Source organism: Olivibacter sp. EAT-5 (assembly GCF_044784325.1).
Taxonomy (GTDB): domain Bacteria; phylum Bacteroidota; class Bacteroidia; order Sphingobacteriales; family Sphingobacteriaceae; genus Olivibacter; species Olivibacter oleidegradans.
Genome location: NZ_CP173028.1, coordinates 6,560,083 through 6,574,135 on the forward strand (window position 1 = coordinate 6,560,083; position 14,053 = coordinate 6,574,135).

The following is a 14,053-nucleotide window of genomic DNA, read 5'->3' on the forward strand; positions in this document are numbered from 1 at the left end:
TATTATGCGTTTATCCTAACAAGGTATGGGCATAAAAGAATGAAATAAACAATAGTAACTGATGGATTATAACAAAACAAACAATTTACTTGGATGGATAACATTTATGGTGTCCACCTTAGTTTATGTGTTAACCCTAGAACCTACAGCCAGTTATTGGGACTGTGGTGAATTTATCGCAGCGGCCTATAAGATGCAGATTGTGCATCAGCCCGGCGCCCCACTTTTTTTGATGTTGCAAAATATCTTTAGCAATTTGGCTTTCGGCAATAAAGAGTCCATTGCCTATTGGATGAACTTTGGGTCTGCTGTTTCCAGTGGCTTAACCATTCTGTTCTTGTTTTGGACCATCACCGCGTTAGCGCGTAAAGTACTATGGAGAAGCGGTACAGAACTTACACAGGGGAATCTCATTCAAATTATGGGTGCAGGCCTTGTGGGCGCTTTGGCTTATTCCTTTTCAGACACTTTTTGGTTTTCTGCTGTGGAGTCCGAAGTGTACGCTATGTCCTCACTGTGTACTGCTATCGTGTTCTGGGCAATCTTGAAATGGGAAGCTCATGCAGAGGAACCCCGTGCCGACAAATGGCTATTATTAATAGCTTATGTAATGGGGCTTTCTATTGGTGTTCACTTGCTCAATTTGTTAACCATTCCGGCATTGGCACTGGTCGTTTATTTTAAACGGGTTAAAAGTCCGACTAATAGCGGTGTTTTTAAAACCCTTCTTATCGGCTGTGTTATTGTGGCATTTGTACTATGGGGAATCATTCAGTACTTAATCAAGTTTGCCGCCTATTTTGACCTTTTCTTTGTCAACACATTGGGTCTGGGCTTTGGTACCGGTGTTGTATTCTTTGCTTTATTGGTAATAGGAGGCTTGACATTTGGCATATTCCACTCAATTAAAAAAGCAAAACCCCGGCTCAATCTTATTTTGCTGGGCATATGCTTTATTATTTTTGGATATGGTTCTTTTGCTATGATTTTAGTACGTGCAAAAGCTGATCCAAGCTTAAACAATAGTGATCCCGATAACGCATTTTCATTTTTGGGTTATCTTAATCGCGAACAATATGGTGAAGAACCACTATTGAAAGGACCCTACTTTACCTCAAAAATTATTGATCGGAAGGAAGGAGGCAACAGTTATATCAAAGGCGAAGAAAAGTATGAGAATATAGGAAAAAAATACAGTTATGTTTATGATCGCGAAACCATATTCCCGCGTATTTATAGTAATGATCCGGGAAGAGGGCATCCGCAATTTTACAGAAGCTGGTTAAACTTGGGAGAGAACGACCAACCGACTTTCGGAAACAACCTCAGTTTCTTTTTCACTTACCAAGTCGGACATATGTATGCCCGCTATTTTTTCTGGAATTTTGTTGGAAGACAAAATGATCAAAAAGGTGACGGCAGCTTCACCGAAGGGAATTGGATTACGGGTATCAAACCAATTGACCAAGCCCGCCTAGGTGGCCAGGACGCACTACCTGAATCATTAAAAACAGATCCCTCGAATAACAAATTTTATGGATTGCCTCTAATTCTAGGTATAATTGGCGCATTATGGCACTTTAAGCGTCATCAAAAAGATGCCGGTATTGTTGGTCTGCTCTTTTTCTTTACCGGTTTGGCTATTGTACTTTATCTTAACCAAACGCCACTCCAACCACGCGAACGCGATTATGCGTATGCAGGATCTTTTTACGCTTTTGCTATTTGGATCGGATTAGGCGTCATTGGCCTGGCTGATATGCTACAGAAGAGAACCAATGCCAAAACAGCAGGCATCGCGGCTACGCTCATTGGCTTACTCGCAGCTCCTGTTTTAATGGCGAAAGAAGGTTGGGATGATCACGATCGCTCTACTAAATATGTAGCAAGGGATCTCGCAAAAGATTATTTGCAATCCTGTGCGCCTAACGCTATTTTGTTTACATATGGAGACAATGACACCTACCCGCTTTGGTATGTGCAGGAAGTTGAAAATTTCAGACCCGACGTCCGCATTGTTAATCTTAGTTTATTGAGCGCAGATTGGTATGTACGCCAAATGAAAGAAAAAGTGAACGAAGCGGATGCCCTGCCTATCACTATGAAGGATAGTCAGTTTAAACAAGGAACACGTGATGGTTTATCTTTTATGGATGCCGGATTCAAGCAACCGATTGAATTAAGCTCCGTTCTGGACGTTTTGTTGTCCGACAATCCAAATGATCAAGTTGAATACCAAGATGGTAGTCGGTCAAACTATCTGTTTACCAAAAACTTTAAACTGACGGTAAATAAGGCTGACGTTTTGAAAAACAAGGTAGTTCCTACAAAATGGGATAATAATATTGTGGATACAATGGTTTGGACCTATAATAAGGATTTTGTATCTAAAGCAGAATTGGCCATGTTTGATATTTTGGTACATAACAACTGGAAACGGCCGATCTATTTTGCTACAACCGTACCTAACAGTAACTATTTGGGTCTTGACAACTACCTGATTAATGAAGGTTTCGCATTACGACTCATGCCGGTTAAATTTAATAAGACGGAAGAGCAGATGCGGATGGGAGAAACTGTAAATGTCGATGCCCTCTATGATAATACGATGAATAAATTTGTATGGGGCAATATGGCCAAGGCACGTTATCTTGATCATGAGTCTTATGGAATGCTTTCTTTGATTATCAACAACTTCAGTACACTTAGCCAGACTTTATATGAAGATGGACGCAAGGAGGAAGCTAAAAAGGTATTGGAAAGATGCTTAGCTGTGGTTCCGAAACGTATTTACTCACTTGGCCAATCAAGGGTGCTATATTTCTTGTCTCGACAATTGTATCAGGTTGGTATGACTGATAAAGCAAATGCACTCTTGGAACAAAATGGCAAATATGTAGATGAGCTTCTGCGGTATTACATCGCAATTGCAAACACAAAGCCTAATTTAGAAATGCAAAACATTCAAATCGGCACACAGATTATCTACAGTTCAGCGGAACTTGCTAAAGAGTATAAACAAAGCAAACAAGCAAAGGCTTTGGAAGACGCCTTAAACAATATCGAAAAGCTATTTTCGGGAACTCCCCAAGGCTAAAAAAAAGCGCCTATCGCATTTGTCAATAGGCGCTTTTTTTTTTCTAAGCAGCATAATGAACAAGCTACAATCCTAATTTTTTAGCTATATCTTTAGGCAAGCCCCCTTTGTGCAACATAAACGCAGTGGTTTTAAATTGGACAAAGGCTTTGGTCACGTAAAGATAACCGTTATAATCGTTTGATACACCCCACGAATTTTTCACTATATAATACTCCTTACCATTTTGATCTTTGGCTAAACCTACGATATGCATTCCATGATCATCTGTGGTAGAATAATCGTCAAAAGCTTGTTGCCTCAAATCTTCCGTTATGGCCAATTCAGGCTTCGGACCATTGAACATAGTCGCCTTCTCTTCCTCCGTCATTTTTTCATAAGCTTTCTCGGGCACATAAGCCACGCCGTTTTTCCAACTGAACCCTTTCTCACTTACATCTGTAGCCCAACCTACCGTATACCCATTTTTTAATGCATGATCGATAATAGCAGTGATATCGGTCATTGAAACATTATAAACTTGATCAAAAGACCAATTGTCCGGAATCAGAAGCGTAAATTTACTATAATAAGGATGGTCTTTAAAAGAAGAAAGCTCTATATAGTCATCCGCATTTAAGCCGATCACTTCTTTAGCAAAGGATTTTGGTGTATAACTTTTCCCTTTGTAATTGAACGTTTCAGGAACTTTCCCTAAATAAGTATCAATTGTATTGGTATAGGCACTGATCCAATTGGGCGTTAACTTACCATTCGGATTTTTCACAACCGCAGCTAATATGGCATCTGTCATCGCGCTCATTTCTGCCAACTTGTTCCCCTCCGTTCCATAATTTAATCCGGTATATACGTCACGAGGCACCGCACCATATTTACGATACATATTGATCACATCGTGCAGTTGCCCGCCTTCGCCCAAACTCAAACCACCATGTAAACGAACATAATTTTTGCCTTTCTCAATATATACATTTCTTGCGGTAAATAATTGAGATATTTCTACCGGCTCTCGCCCATTTCTGATCATTTCAGACTCAAGGAAGGAATTTCCTGAATAACTCCAACATGTACCCGATGACCCTTGATTCTTTACAGATGTATTTTGCAGGTTGATTACTTCTGTAAACTTAAATCCGAATTTACTGCTGTCGCTTCGGTTGTTCTGAAGCGCCCTCACCAGATTGTCTTGTGCAAAGCTCTGCCCACTGCCTGCGATAAAGAAAGCCGCGGCAACGACGAGCGTTTTCATATTAAATTTTAGCATGCGTGAAATATGTTTAGGGCCGTAAATGTAGAATTTTAGGAAACAAACTACAAGAAGAGGTTGATATATTGGAAGGTTCGTGGTAAAATGTGCTTATTCACGATACCCAAAAAAGAACAAAAGCCCTGTAACTTAATTGCTTACAGAGCTTTGTAAAATCTTTATTAAGCTAACTTAGCGTTTACTGAATTTAAATTCCAAAAACGAGTCGTTATTACCTCCCGTATTTACGGGCATTTGTAAAGTAAATGTTTGCTCATCTGCATAAGCCAAATCCAACCGGTAACCTTCAGTTACATTTTTAGCTTTTTCTCCGGGATAAAGCTTTTTAAATTGAAATTGAGCCTCTCCCCCATTTTCAGGTTCATAAATCGACCAAAAAATGTCTCGTGTTGCACCAGGTGCGCAAAGTTCACCATCAGTTGAGAACGTAATGGTGCCTTTTCCATTAGCGATCAAGTTCCAAGTACTTCCTATAAAGCAATCAATCGGTGCTTCATCAAAAATACGCTTCACATTAGCGCCTGAGGGAAAGTTCTTTTTCTCAACACTATTAAGTACCCATTGTCCCTTCACACCTCTCTTCCATTGTCCGGAACTAGGCGAGGATGACGATACTGCTTGTTTCGAGGATGAACAACCAACGAAAAAGAACAGAAAGGGTACTAAAATTAAAAGTTTCAAAGTTGTTTTCATTCTTACTAGTTATTAATGGTAAAGTACTCACTAAAGATTACTCCGATTGCGATACGAATCGCATCCGATAGCCGTTTATTCTTTAGTGATAGATTTTAATCTTAATACAATAAAGTTGTACATTTGTTTCCTTTGTAAAGGTTTCAGTAATAAAAAACGCAACGCAAATATATAGCATTGTGCAGCTTTTTAAAATTATTATCGCTCGATTTAATTATAGGCAGCTGCAAAAAAATAACAAAATAAGTACATGAAGTCTAGTTCTAAGAAATCCATATCCAAAAATCATACCATAAGTAAATTTGTTTCCAAATTATTGGTACGCCTTTTTATCCTTATCTTGGCAGCAGCTGTTATCCCTGTTTTTGTAGACGATGAGATCGGCGCAAAAATGGAAACTACTTACGTGTATATTGAAAACAAATGGGTCTTTGTATTTCCGTTAATCTTATTTTTAAGCTTTTTAACCTTATTAATCTTAACAGGAAGGGCTCGCCACGAAAAAACAGACCTCAACTGGATGCTCTCGCTAAACACCTTACTTCTGATCATTTATGTAATCATGCTCTTTATCCGCTTAGCTCCTCTGATCTATAAATAGCCCCAATGACCAAACAGACACTCTGGACTACTTCCAAATTACTCTTAAAATTTGCCGTTACCGCCCTGGCCTTATATTTAGTATTTACTAAAGTAAGTTTGAACGACTTGAAGGAAGTTTTCACAAAATCTGACCCTTTGTTTCTCTTCCTTGGCTTTTTGAGCTTCTTTATTTCGATTGTTATCTCCGCATGGCGACTAAATACGTTTTTCAACGGCATTAACCTCAATCTTCCGGAGTTATACAATTTCAAATTGTACTTGTTGGGTATGTTCTATAACATATCATTACCCGGTGGTATAGGTGGCGATGGTTACAAAATATACTTTTTGCGTAAAAAATATCAAGTAAAAGGAAGAAAGTTACTGTCATGCGTTTTTTTTGACAGACTAAGTGGTTTATGGGCTCTCTGTCTGATAACTGCTGCACTCGTTATTTTCATTCCAAAACTTGGCATTCCCAATTGGATCCCCATTCTCGTAGTCATCATCGGAACGATTATATATTATTTAATTATGCGCCGATTTTTTAATGACTATGCCTATTCATTTACTTTCAAGCACCTCAAGGCATTGGGTGTTCAATCACTACAGGTAATTTGCGCGATATGCATTTTGTATGGACTACATTTCGAAGGCAAATTCTCTCCTTACCTATTGCTCTTTTTGCTTTCGCAAATTGTTGCGGTGATTCCTTTGTCAATAGGCGGATTAGGAGCAAGGGAAGTCGTATTTATGTATGGGTCAGATTTTTTCCATTTAGACTCCCACCGTGCGATCTTGATCAGTTTAATATCATACTTTATATCAGCAATTATATCCTTGCTGGGCTCCTATTTCACCTTTCATCCGAAAGCCTTGGGAGAGGAAAAGCTTCCCGAAACCAATGAGATAGATTTAGCCGACTAAGGAAAAGAATATTAACTTTATATAAACATTTACAGCACTGGAATGTAGTGCATAGTAGGTGAAAACTAGTGTTAAATATGAATATAGTAATAACGGGTGCGAGCAGCGGTGTAGGATTTGAAGCCGTTTTGGAGCTAATCTTACTAAATGAACATCATGTCGTGGCTTTGGCCCGATCACATGATAAGCTAAAAAAGCTGTTCGAAATAGCTAAAGGTCTAAATCCCGATTGCAATATATATCCGGCAAGATTTGACATCGTCCATGATGACTATGAGTCGGGTCTGTTGCCGTTTATTGTAGAAAAAATAGGTCATGTTGATATATTAATTAACAACGCCGGGGTTCTCATCAATAAATCTTTTGAAGAAACGAGCACGATTGATTTTGCAGAAATGTTACAAACAAATGTTTTAGGACATGTAAAAATGATTAAGCACCTTTGTCCAATCATGCCGGCTGGAAGCCATATCTTAAATATCGGCAGCATGGGCGGATTTCAGGGTAGCGTAAAATTTCCAGGTCTGGCAGCCTACTCGGCGAGTAAAGCGGCACTTCATACACTGACAGAGTGCTTGGCCGTTGAATTTGCAGAGAGAAAGATTCACATCAACTGTCTCGCACTGGGGTCGGCACAAACAGAAATGCTTGAAAAAGCGTTCCCTGATTACCAATCACCGATTGCTGCTTTTGAAATGGGTAAATATATTGCGGATTTTGCATTGACCGGACATAAGTTTTTTAATGGGAAAGTATTACCGGTGGCGGTTACAACACCATAAAATGCAATGATGATCTGCAAGTTCTAGACGCTTGCAAGTCAGTATCAAAAGGAATTTTTGGACTTTAGTAAAAATCACATGAGAGCAAAAAAGTCATTCACAAGAATTATCATTATAACAATGATGTCCTTTTTAATTTTCGCTTGTCGAAACGAACAAGAGAATAAAGCTAATCGAACTAGCTCAGACACCGTTGATACAGCGAAAACTATTTCCTCAGCGAGCAAAACGCTGACCTTGCCCTTTATTGCTGTTGTTGACTCAAATACAACACGCATAGAGCTACAGGCGAATCCACAGAAGAGTAAAGTTCCTTTAAATAAAGAAGAACTTGCTGAAGCACTAAATATCAAATACCCTGAAATTAAATTAGAACTTGGAAAAACCAGCCACGATACGTTATTAGTCAATATTCCAAATGCTACTTTTTTGACGCAGCAAATGGGAACAACCGGTGCTCTTACTTACCTGGCAGAAGCAACGTATGCTTTTACTGACTTAGCAAATATTAAAGTGGTAAATTTTGTATTCAAAGAGGGGGATCATGCTGTTCCCGGCCCGTATACTCGTAAGAGTTTTAATACAAAAAACATTTAATTTTTATGCAATTGTCCCACTAGGACCGTAGCGGGACAATGCTCCGATAGCTATTCAGAATGCGTTTCCATCTTACGAATTGCCTGCACCTCATTGACAACGATTTCCGTGGCATATCTGATTACCCCCTCTTTATCCGTGTAGCTTCGATTGATTAATCTTCCTTCGATGGATATTTCACTTCCCTTATCCAAACTTTTTTCAACAAAGGAAGCTTCTTTCCCCCAAAAAACCAGTTGATGCCATTGAGTATCCGTTAACCATTCTCCTTCTTGATTTTTGTAACGCTCGTTGGTTGCAAGTGATACACGCGCTAAACATTTGTTATCGCCAAATTTTTTAATAACAGGTTTATTCCCTAAAAAGCCTGTCAATCTTACGCTGTTTTTTAAAGTGCTCATAATTATTGATTAATTTGAAAAACTGTATGTACCCACAAATTTCGCACAGCTCCATGATCTAGTCGTATAATAAACGGGTATATCCGTTTATATCCGTTTATAAACGGTTAAAGAAACCGAAAACGACCAATAAATCTTTCCGTGAGATCACTTATTGATTGCCGTGATTTCCTCCATTTTTTTTATGTTTGAAAAAAATTTTATTATCATCATGCAGGATCCCATAACGCTTACCTCGGTCGCAGAATTTCATAAAACATTTAAACATCCTATTCTTGAAGATCCCACAATTCCCAGTGAACAACGTTGCAAACTACGTGTTTCACTCATTGCCGAAGAATTGAAAGAATTAGAAGAGGCTATCCAAAACAACGACATTGTAGAAGTTGCGGATGCGCTTTGCGATATTCAATATGTGCTGTCAGGAGCTATTCTTGAATTTGGTTTAGCAGAAAAGTTCAAGACACTTTTTGACGAGGTCCAACGTTCAAACATGAGCAAAGCCTGCAAAAGTATAGAAGAAGCCGAGGCAACGGTACTTCATTATAAAAACAAAGGTGTCGACTGTTTCTACGAGCAACAGGAAGATCTATACTTGGTATATAGAACGGAAGACCGCAAGACCTTGAAGTCGATCAACTATTCTCCGGCCAACCTTAAAGGTATTATCGAAAGTTAACAGATCATTTGTTCTAAAGAAACCGGCTTACAAACGAGCTGTATTTTATTTATATTTTCCACCATGCAGAAAACACATCAATACCGACTTCAAACGGAATGGACGGGTAATTTGGGGAAAGGTACGGCGAACTATAGTGCATATGATAGAAGTTATAAAATAGCTGTTAATCAAAAAGTAGTTATAGAAGGCTCTTCCGATCCCGCTTTTAGAGGGGATCGTACTAAATATAATCCCGAAGAGCTTTTGCTCGCATCCTTATCGAGCTGTCATATGCTGTGGTATTTGCATCTATGCGCAGAGGCCAAGATAACAGTTCTAGCGTATACGGATGATGCGACGGCATCCATGATTGAAACAAATGAAGGTGGAGGCGCTTTCAGCGAGGCTCACCTTCACCCAAGTGTGATTATCGCCGAAGAAGATATGATAAAAACGGCAATCGCCCTTCATAAGAAAGCAAATGAACTTTGTTTTATCGCTAACTCAGTTAATTTTAAAGTACACCATCACCCTACGTGTTCAGTGAAACAGGGATAAATGATTCCCTTACTGTTATTACTGAACCGTTGCAGGAAACTATTGTCTTTCCTACAAATTTTACATAGCTTTGCTATTGTGGAAAAGACATTACAAGGTCATTTAGGGAAGATCTCCTTCTATACAATTCATCGTTGTATGGAGAGTTTTTACCGTTTTTCCAGTCTTAAGGAATTCCACATGCAAACCCCGGACTTCCCTTTCAAGAAATCCACTTAGTCTCGGGGAAAAATCACTTAGCATTCAATAATTTTTCTAAGCTCATCCTGATTGATGAGCTTCTGCAATTTCGTTCAATTTAATTTTGCTATCTATAAAACTATAAAGAATATGAATAATCTAAAAAATCAAGTTGTATTATCCGAGGAAGACTATAATGTACTCATCAAACACGTAAGACCTTCCAATAATCCCGACCAGACCATGTCGCTGGCTTATGAGTTAGGGCGAGCAAAGGTTCTTGCAAAAGATGCCATTGAAAAGGAACGGGTGAAACTCAATTCGCAAGTTATGGTAAAAGATCTCGATAGCCAAAACACCATGGTATTTCGTATCGTAACACCCGACTTGGCCGATATGAAGCAACAGAAAATATCTGTTCTTACCCCCATGGGTTCTGCCCTAATCGGATTTAAAGAAGGTGATCAGGTAGAATGGAAAATGCCGATAGGTATAAAAAGATATGTTATATTGAAAGTAGAGTGAGCAAACACCGGATAATTTTCAGGATGAAATCGAAAAATTTAAATTGTTCAGTTTATTCATTCTCTAGTCGCGCCGTAGCATTCGTTGTTTATTTTGGTATATTGCAACATTCAGCCTATTGAGCAACACTAATCGCGCATTTAACTATGAATCGGTTTTGTTTAGATTGCCAGGAGCCTTTAATCGGTCGTTCAGATAAAAAGTTCTGCAACGATGCCTGCCGAAGTAATTTCAACAATAAACTGAAAACTCAAGATCAGAACTATGTTCGTCGCATAAACGCTATACTCAAAAGGAATAGGCGGATAATAATGGATCTCAATCCCAACGGAATGAAAAAGGTCCTCAAAGAGGACCTTTCAAACATGGGTTTTGATTTCAAACATTATACGCATATACTCAATACCGCCAAAGGAAGCAAGTATTTTTTCTGTTATGAATTTGGTTACCTATTCATCAAACAAGATGAAGTGCTATTGGTAAAGAACGAATCCTTACTCAATCAATAGACCGCGCTGTTTCGTTTCTTTCGTTAGCGACATATCCCAGCGTACCAATAGCCACTGCAGCAGTTACTAATGCAACGCCCCGCCCCTTTGTCTTCTTGTTAAAGAAAGTATCTCCTCTTTTGCTTTTAAAGCTTAAAAGATTGGCAGGGCTTATCCCGAGCTTCGATACTTGATTTACATAAAAATTCTGTTCGAAGACCATTCGTTTCGTTTTTTCGGTTTTATCGTCACGCACATACATTGTTAAATAGCTTCTGAGGGTAAGGGGTGTGTTTTCTTGTGTGTAATTTCTTACTTTAATTTTTCGCATCGCCCCATCAATCGTTGCAAGGTCGACACTTCTATAGCTTGAGTCAGCTATATTTTCATAAAACAAATTAGCGAGTTTCAATTTGGTCTGTTTTATCTTCGAATGAGGTGGTATAAATGTTATGCTTTGCGGAACAGTTGCTGTACCGGCAAAGGCACCCTCACTTAGTGACGTACGCCAATCATCGAAAGTGCGGTAACTCGAACCGGTAGACAAACTGCGTCCCTTAATAACCAGGTTGTCTCCTACGTAACTGGTTGCTTGGTCACCAACAATCAATGCCGATCGCTGCCAGTCGATATAAAGGGGTTCCTTTAGTTTATTATATACGTCAATGGTAACCGGCGCGTTCTCTCCGAAAAAATTATAAGTAACTTGTACAGAATCGTTTTCAAAAACGAACACACCCGTTTCATCGTTCTTATTTAGATCAGGGCTATTTAATTTACTCACATAATAGGTCGAACAGGAAGAAAACAGAAATGTCAAACCAAGAAGGGAAAACAGTCTATTCATAAAGATACGATTTAATAATAAGTCTACGATTGCTTATTTGACAAGCTTTTACTACTTTAGTTTAATATCCTGAGACAAAAAATGAAATTTAGTTTTTTTGCATTACTTTTTCTAAGCCTTTGCCTATCATCTATTGAAGAAAGCCGCGCACAAGAAAAAACACCTGATACCTTACGTCAGTTACCTACGGCTTCCGTAAGAGCTTACTTAAGAACACAGCCCTATCTTCAACTGACAAGTTCTGTTGGTCTCATTGATAAAGAATTATTGAATTTGCAACAGGGGACCACCTTGCTACCGGCTTTTAACACAATTCCCGGTGTGCGCATGGAGGAACGCTCGCCCGGTAGCTACCGACTGTCGATCCGAGGGAGCTTACTGCGGTCTCCCTTTGGTGTAAGAAACGTTAAAATATACGTAGACGAAGTGCCCTTAACCGATGCCAGTGGCAACACCTATTTGAATTCCATCGACCCATCTACACTTCATAATATTACCATTTTAAAGGGACCAGATGGGAGCTTATTTGGTGCAAACTCAGGCGGAGTAGTTATTATGACACCGAATGGACTGCAAAGTAACCCCTCCACCACATGGGGTATAAGAGAAAGCGCAGGCTCTTATGGATTGTTCCATCATCACCTTACCGGCAATTATGTGGTCAACAACAAGTATAATGTAGGCTTAGATTATGCTTATCAACGATCAGACGGATATCGCGAAAATACCGCCAGTCATCGACACTTTATACAAACTGCCCAACGTTTCAAATATACCGAAAAGAACGAATTACGTTTTATCGGTCTATACTCCAGTATGGCTTACAGAACACCGGGAGGACTTACTGAAGCACAATATGCAGAAAATCCCAAGCAGGCAAGACCAGCCGCAGGTCCTAATCCCGGAGCTACACAACAGCAGGCAGCGATTTACAACAACACCCTTTTGGGAGGTCTTATTCACGATGCCTTCTTAACAAGTCATCTTAAGCACGTATTTTCTGTATTCGGATCGTATACCGATTTTAAGAATCCTTTTATAACGAACTTTGAAAAAAGATATGAACATAATTATGGAGTGCGTTCCTATTTCTCTTATACCGGCCAATTTCACTCAAATTTCGCTTGGCAAGCAGATGCAGGCATAGAATGGCAGCAAAGTAAAGCCGATATACTTAATTTCGACAATAATGGAGGTGTGCAGGGAAAGGAACAAGCCGGAGACGCGCTTAAAAATTATCAACACTTTTACTTTATCCGTTTTTCAGGCGACTTAGCAAAGCGGCTGAATATAGAAGCCGCCTTAAGTCTTAACTATTATAAATATGCTTACAAAGGTCTTTTCCCAGAGACCAATGATCAGTATCAAATAGTGGATTTTAAACCAACGTGGATGCCGAGGGTGGCAGCCTCTTATTTAATTACGCCAGCTATCAGCTGGAGAGCTTCTGTTGGAAGAGGCTTTTCTCCACCTACTGCTGCGGAAGTAAGATCCTCGGATAAAATTATTAACACCGCACTACAGCCGGAGACAGGTTGGAACAAAGAAACCGGCGTCAGATGGCAGAGCAGCAGCAATAGATTCCAATTGGATATTTCAGTGTTCAGCTATCGAATGCAGGATGCGATCGTACGTTTAAGCAATGAAAATGGAGAAGAGTTTTTTACCAATGCAGGAGGCGTTAAACAACGGGGTGTGGAGGCCGCTGTAAGTGCGTGGATCTTACAACCCGATACGCATCGGTTTATTAATGGATTGCGTCTTTCAAGCAACTTTACATGGAGTCACTTTAGGTTTGATGATTACCGCGATAATGGAAATAACTATTCCGGGAATAAACTAACAGGAGTACCCGGAGAGACTGTAGTGAGCGGAATGCACATACTTTTCCCAAAAAAATTCAGTTTTTATCTTCAACATAATTATACCTCTTCCATCCCTTTGAACGATGCCAATACAGCTTATGCAAAAAGATATCACTTAGTACAAAGCAAACTTAGCTGGGAAAAATCAATCTTCGGAACAACCAGACTCCAACTATTTGCTGGAATTGATAATTTATTGAACGAAAATTACAGCTTGGGAAATGACATTAATGCCTTTGGTGGGCGCTATTACAACGCAGCGATGCCACGCAATTATTATATGGGCCTGAATGTACAACTGTAATTGCTTGAGTCTAGGAAATTCGTCATATGCTTGGTAAATGGCGTAATTGTTAACTCTTTCACTTCTTTCTCAAAAAAATAAGATCTACACATTTTTTTGTTTTGATCAGATATATCGTATATTTGAAATATGTTCTACATAAGAACTAAAAAACCAGTTATAAGCAATTTTTAATAGACATTCCTTCACTACAAAAAATCCACTTTCGATTTTTTAACAAAAGTTTTGAAATACGGAATTAAGTCTATTATATTTGTTTATATGTTCTACATAATAACC

General features: G+C 39.1%; 14 protein-coding genes. 10 read left to right on the forward strand and 4 right to left on the reverse strand.

The genetic code is table 11. The annotated features are described in order from the left end of the window. The first annotated feature begins 61 nt into the window (after positions 1-61). Positions 62-3,097, forward strand: a complete 3,036-nt coding sequence (locus ACH11B_RS27765) for a DUF2723 domain-containing protein (RefSeq protein ID WP_377611517.1) — start codon at positions 62-64, stop codon at positions 3,095-3,097. Positions 3,098-3,161: 64 nt separating this feature from the next. On the opposite strand, the gene ACH11B_RS27770 is transcribed toward ACH11B_RS27765, so the two are convergent. Beyond that, positions 3,162-4,346: an aminopeptidase C gene (locus ACH11B_RS27770; RefSeq protein WP_207303764.1), complete on the reverse strand. Its 1,185-nt coding sequence runs from the start codon at positions 4,344-4,346 to the stop codon at positions 3,162-3,164. A 189-nt stretch (positions 4,347-4,535) separates the two neighbouring features. Next, positions 4,536-5,057 (reverse strand): hypothetical protein, encoded by a 522-nt coding sequence (locus tag ACH11B_RS27775; protein WP_013668345.1) that lies wholly within the window; start codon positions 5,055-5,057, stop codon positions 4,536-4,538. 250 nt (positions 5,058-5,307) lie between these two features. Here ACH11B_RS27775 and ACH11B_RS27780 point away from each other — a divergent pair, with 250 nt between their 5' ends. The 4 genes from ACH11B_RS27780 to ACH11B_RS27795 all read left to right on the forward strand — a co-directional run bounded on the left by ACH11B_RS27780 (position 5,308) and on the right by ACH11B_RS27795 (position 7,945). Then, positions 5,308-5,658, forward strand: a complete 351-nt coding sequence (locus tag ACH11B_RS27780; protein ID WP_013668346.1) for a hypothetical protein — start codon at positions 5,308-5,310, stop codon at positions 5,656-5,658. A 5-nt stretch (positions 5,659-5,663) separates the two neighbouring features. Beyond that, positions 5,664-6,566: a lysylphosphatidylglycerol synthase transmembrane domain-containing protein gene (locus tag ACH11B_RS27785; RefSeq protein WP_377611520.1), complete on the forward strand. Its 903-nt coding sequence runs from the start codon at positions 5,664-5,666 to the stop codon at positions 6,564-6,566. A 77-nt stretch (positions 6,567-6,643) separates the two neighbouring features. Further along, positions 6,644-7,348 (forward strand): SDR family NAD(P)-dependent oxidoreductase, encoded by a 705-nt coding sequence (locus ACH11B_RS27790; RefSeq protein WP_377611522.1) that lies wholly within the window; start codon positions 6,644-6,646, stop codon positions 7,346-7,348. Positions 7,349-7,426: 78 nt separating this feature from the next. Then, positions 7,427-7,945, forward strand: coding sequence for a hypothetical protein (locus ACH11B_RS27795; protein ID WP_013668349.1), 519 nt, complete (start codon positions 7,427-7,429; stop codon positions 7,943-7,945). Between the two features lie 50 nt (positions 7,946-7,995). On the opposite strand, the gene ACH11B_RS27800 is transcribed toward ACH11B_RS27795, so the two are convergent. Then, a complete protein-coding gene (locus tag ACH11B_RS27800; RefSeq protein ID WP_130856485.1) occupies positions 7,996-8,346 on the reverse strand; it encodes a single-stranded DNA-binding protein in 351 nt (116 codons plus the stop codon). A gap of 211 nt (positions 8,347-8,557) precedes the next feature. Here ACH11B_RS27800 and ACH11B_RS27805 point away from each other — a divergent pair, with 211 nt between their 5' ends. From ACH11B_RS27805 to ACH11B_RS27820, 4 genes are all read left to right on the forward strand, one after another. After that, positions 8,558-9,025, forward strand: coding sequence for a nucleoside triphosphate pyrophosphohydrolase family protein (locus ACH11B_RS27805; RefSeq protein WP_013668351.1), 468 nt, complete (start codon positions 8,558-8,560; stop codon positions 9,023-9,025). 63 nt (positions 9,026-9,088) lie between these two features. Further along, positions 9,089-9,565, forward strand: coding sequence for an OsmC family protein (locus ACH11B_RS27810; RefSeq protein WP_377611524.1), 477 nt, complete (start codon positions 9,089-9,091; stop codon positions 9,563-9,565). A 330-nt stretch (positions 9,566-9,895) separates the two neighbouring features. Further along, positions 9,896-10,270: a GreA/GreB family elongation factor gene (locus ACH11B_RS27815; RefSeq protein ID WP_013668353.1), complete on the forward strand. Its 375-nt coding sequence runs from the start codon at positions 9,896-9,898 to the stop codon at positions 10,268-10,270. Positions 10,271-10,602: 332 nt separating this feature from the next. After that, on the forward strand, positions 10,603-10,779 hold the full coding sequence (locus ACH11B_RS27820; protein ID WP_377611526.1) for a hypothetical protein: 177 nt from the start codon (positions 10,603-10,605) through the stop codon (positions 10,777-10,779). On the opposite strand, the gene ACH11B_RS27825 is transcribed toward ACH11B_RS27820, so the two are convergent. Continuing rightward, the gene (locus tag ACH11B_RS27825; RefSeq protein WP_377611528.1) at positions 10,769-11,605 is read right to left on the reverse strand and encodes a hypothetical protein; all 837 of its coding nucleotides are present in this window, start codon (positions 11,603-11,605) and stop codon (positions 10,769-10,771) included. The two genes, ACH11B_RS27820 and ACH11B_RS27825, sit on opposite strands and share 11 nt — an antisense overlap. 81 nt (positions 11,606-11,686) lie before the next feature. Between ACH11B_RS27825 and ACH11B_RS27830 the strand changes: the two genes are divergently transcribed. Next, the gene (locus ACH11B_RS27830) at positions 11,687-13,774 is read left to right on the forward strand and encodes a TonB-dependent receptor (protein WP_377611530.1); all 2,088 of its coding nucleotides are present in this window, start codon (positions 11,687-11,689) and stop codon (positions 13,772-13,774) included. The last annotated feature ends 279 nt before the right edge of the window (positions 13,775-14,053 follow it).

What these genes read in the sequence shown, in the direction of transcription:
- ACH11B_RS27810 (WP_377611524.1), top strand. Translation starts at nt 9,089, where the DNA reads ATGCAGAAAACACATCAATACCGACTTCAAACGGAATGGACGGGTAAT.
- ACH11B_RS27815 (WP_013668353.1), top strand. Translation starts at nt 9,896, where the DNA reads ATGAATAATCTAAAAAATCAAGTTGTATTATCCGAGGAAGACTATAAT.
- ACH11B_RS27820 (WP_377611526.1), top strand. Translation starts at nt 10,603, where the DNA reads ATGAAAAAGGTCCTCAAAGAGGACCTTTCAAACATGGGTTTTGATTTC.
- ACH11B_RS27765 (WP_377611517.1), top strand. Translation starts at nt 62, where the DNA reads ATGGATTATAACAAAACAAACAATTTACTTGGATGGATAACATTTATG.
- ACH11B_RS27785 (WP_377611520.1), top strand. Translation starts at nt 5,664, where the DNA reads ATGACCAAACAGACACTCTGGACTACTTCCAAATTACTCTTAAAATTT.
- ACH11B_RS27805 (WP_013668351.1), top strand. Translation starts at nt 8,558, where the DNA reads ATGCAGGATCCCATAACGCTTACCTCGGTCGCAGAATTTCATAAAACA.
- ACH11B_RS27790 (WP_377611522.1), top strand. Translation starts at nt 6,644, where the DNA reads ATGAATATAGTAATAACGGGTGCGAGCAGCGGTGTAGGATTTGAAGCC.
- ACH11B_RS27795 (WP_013668349.1), top strand. Translation starts at nt 7,427, where the DNA reads ATGAGAGCAAAAAAGTCATTCACAAGAATTATCATTATAACAATGATG.
- ACH11B_RS27825 (WP_377611528.1), bottom strand. Translation starts at nt 11,605, where the DNA reads ATGAATAGACTGTTTTCCCTTCTTGGTTTGACATTTCTGTTTTCTTCC.
- ACH11B_RS27800 (WP_130856485.1), bottom strand. Translation starts at nt 8,346, where the DNA reads ATGAGCACTTTAAAAAACAGCGTAAGATTGACAGGCTTTTTAGGGAAT.
- ACH11B_RS27775 (WP_013668345.1), bottom strand. Translation starts at nt 5,057, where the DNA reads ATGAAAACAACTTTGAAACTTTTAATTTTAGTACCCTTTCTGTTCTTT.
- ACH11B_RS27830 (WP_377611530.1), top strand. Translation starts at nt 11,687, where the DNA reads ATGAAATTTAGTTTTTTTGCATTACTTTTTCTAAGCCTTTGCCTATCA.
- ACH11B_RS27770 (WP_207303764.1), bottom strand. Translation starts at nt 4,346, where the DNA reads ATGAAAACGCTCGTCGTTGCCGCGGCTTTCTTTATCGCAGGCAGTGGG.
- ACH11B_RS27780 (WP_013668346.1), top strand. Translation starts at nt 5,308, where the DNA reads ATGAAGTCTAGTTCTAAGAAATCCATATCCAAAAATCATACCATAAGT.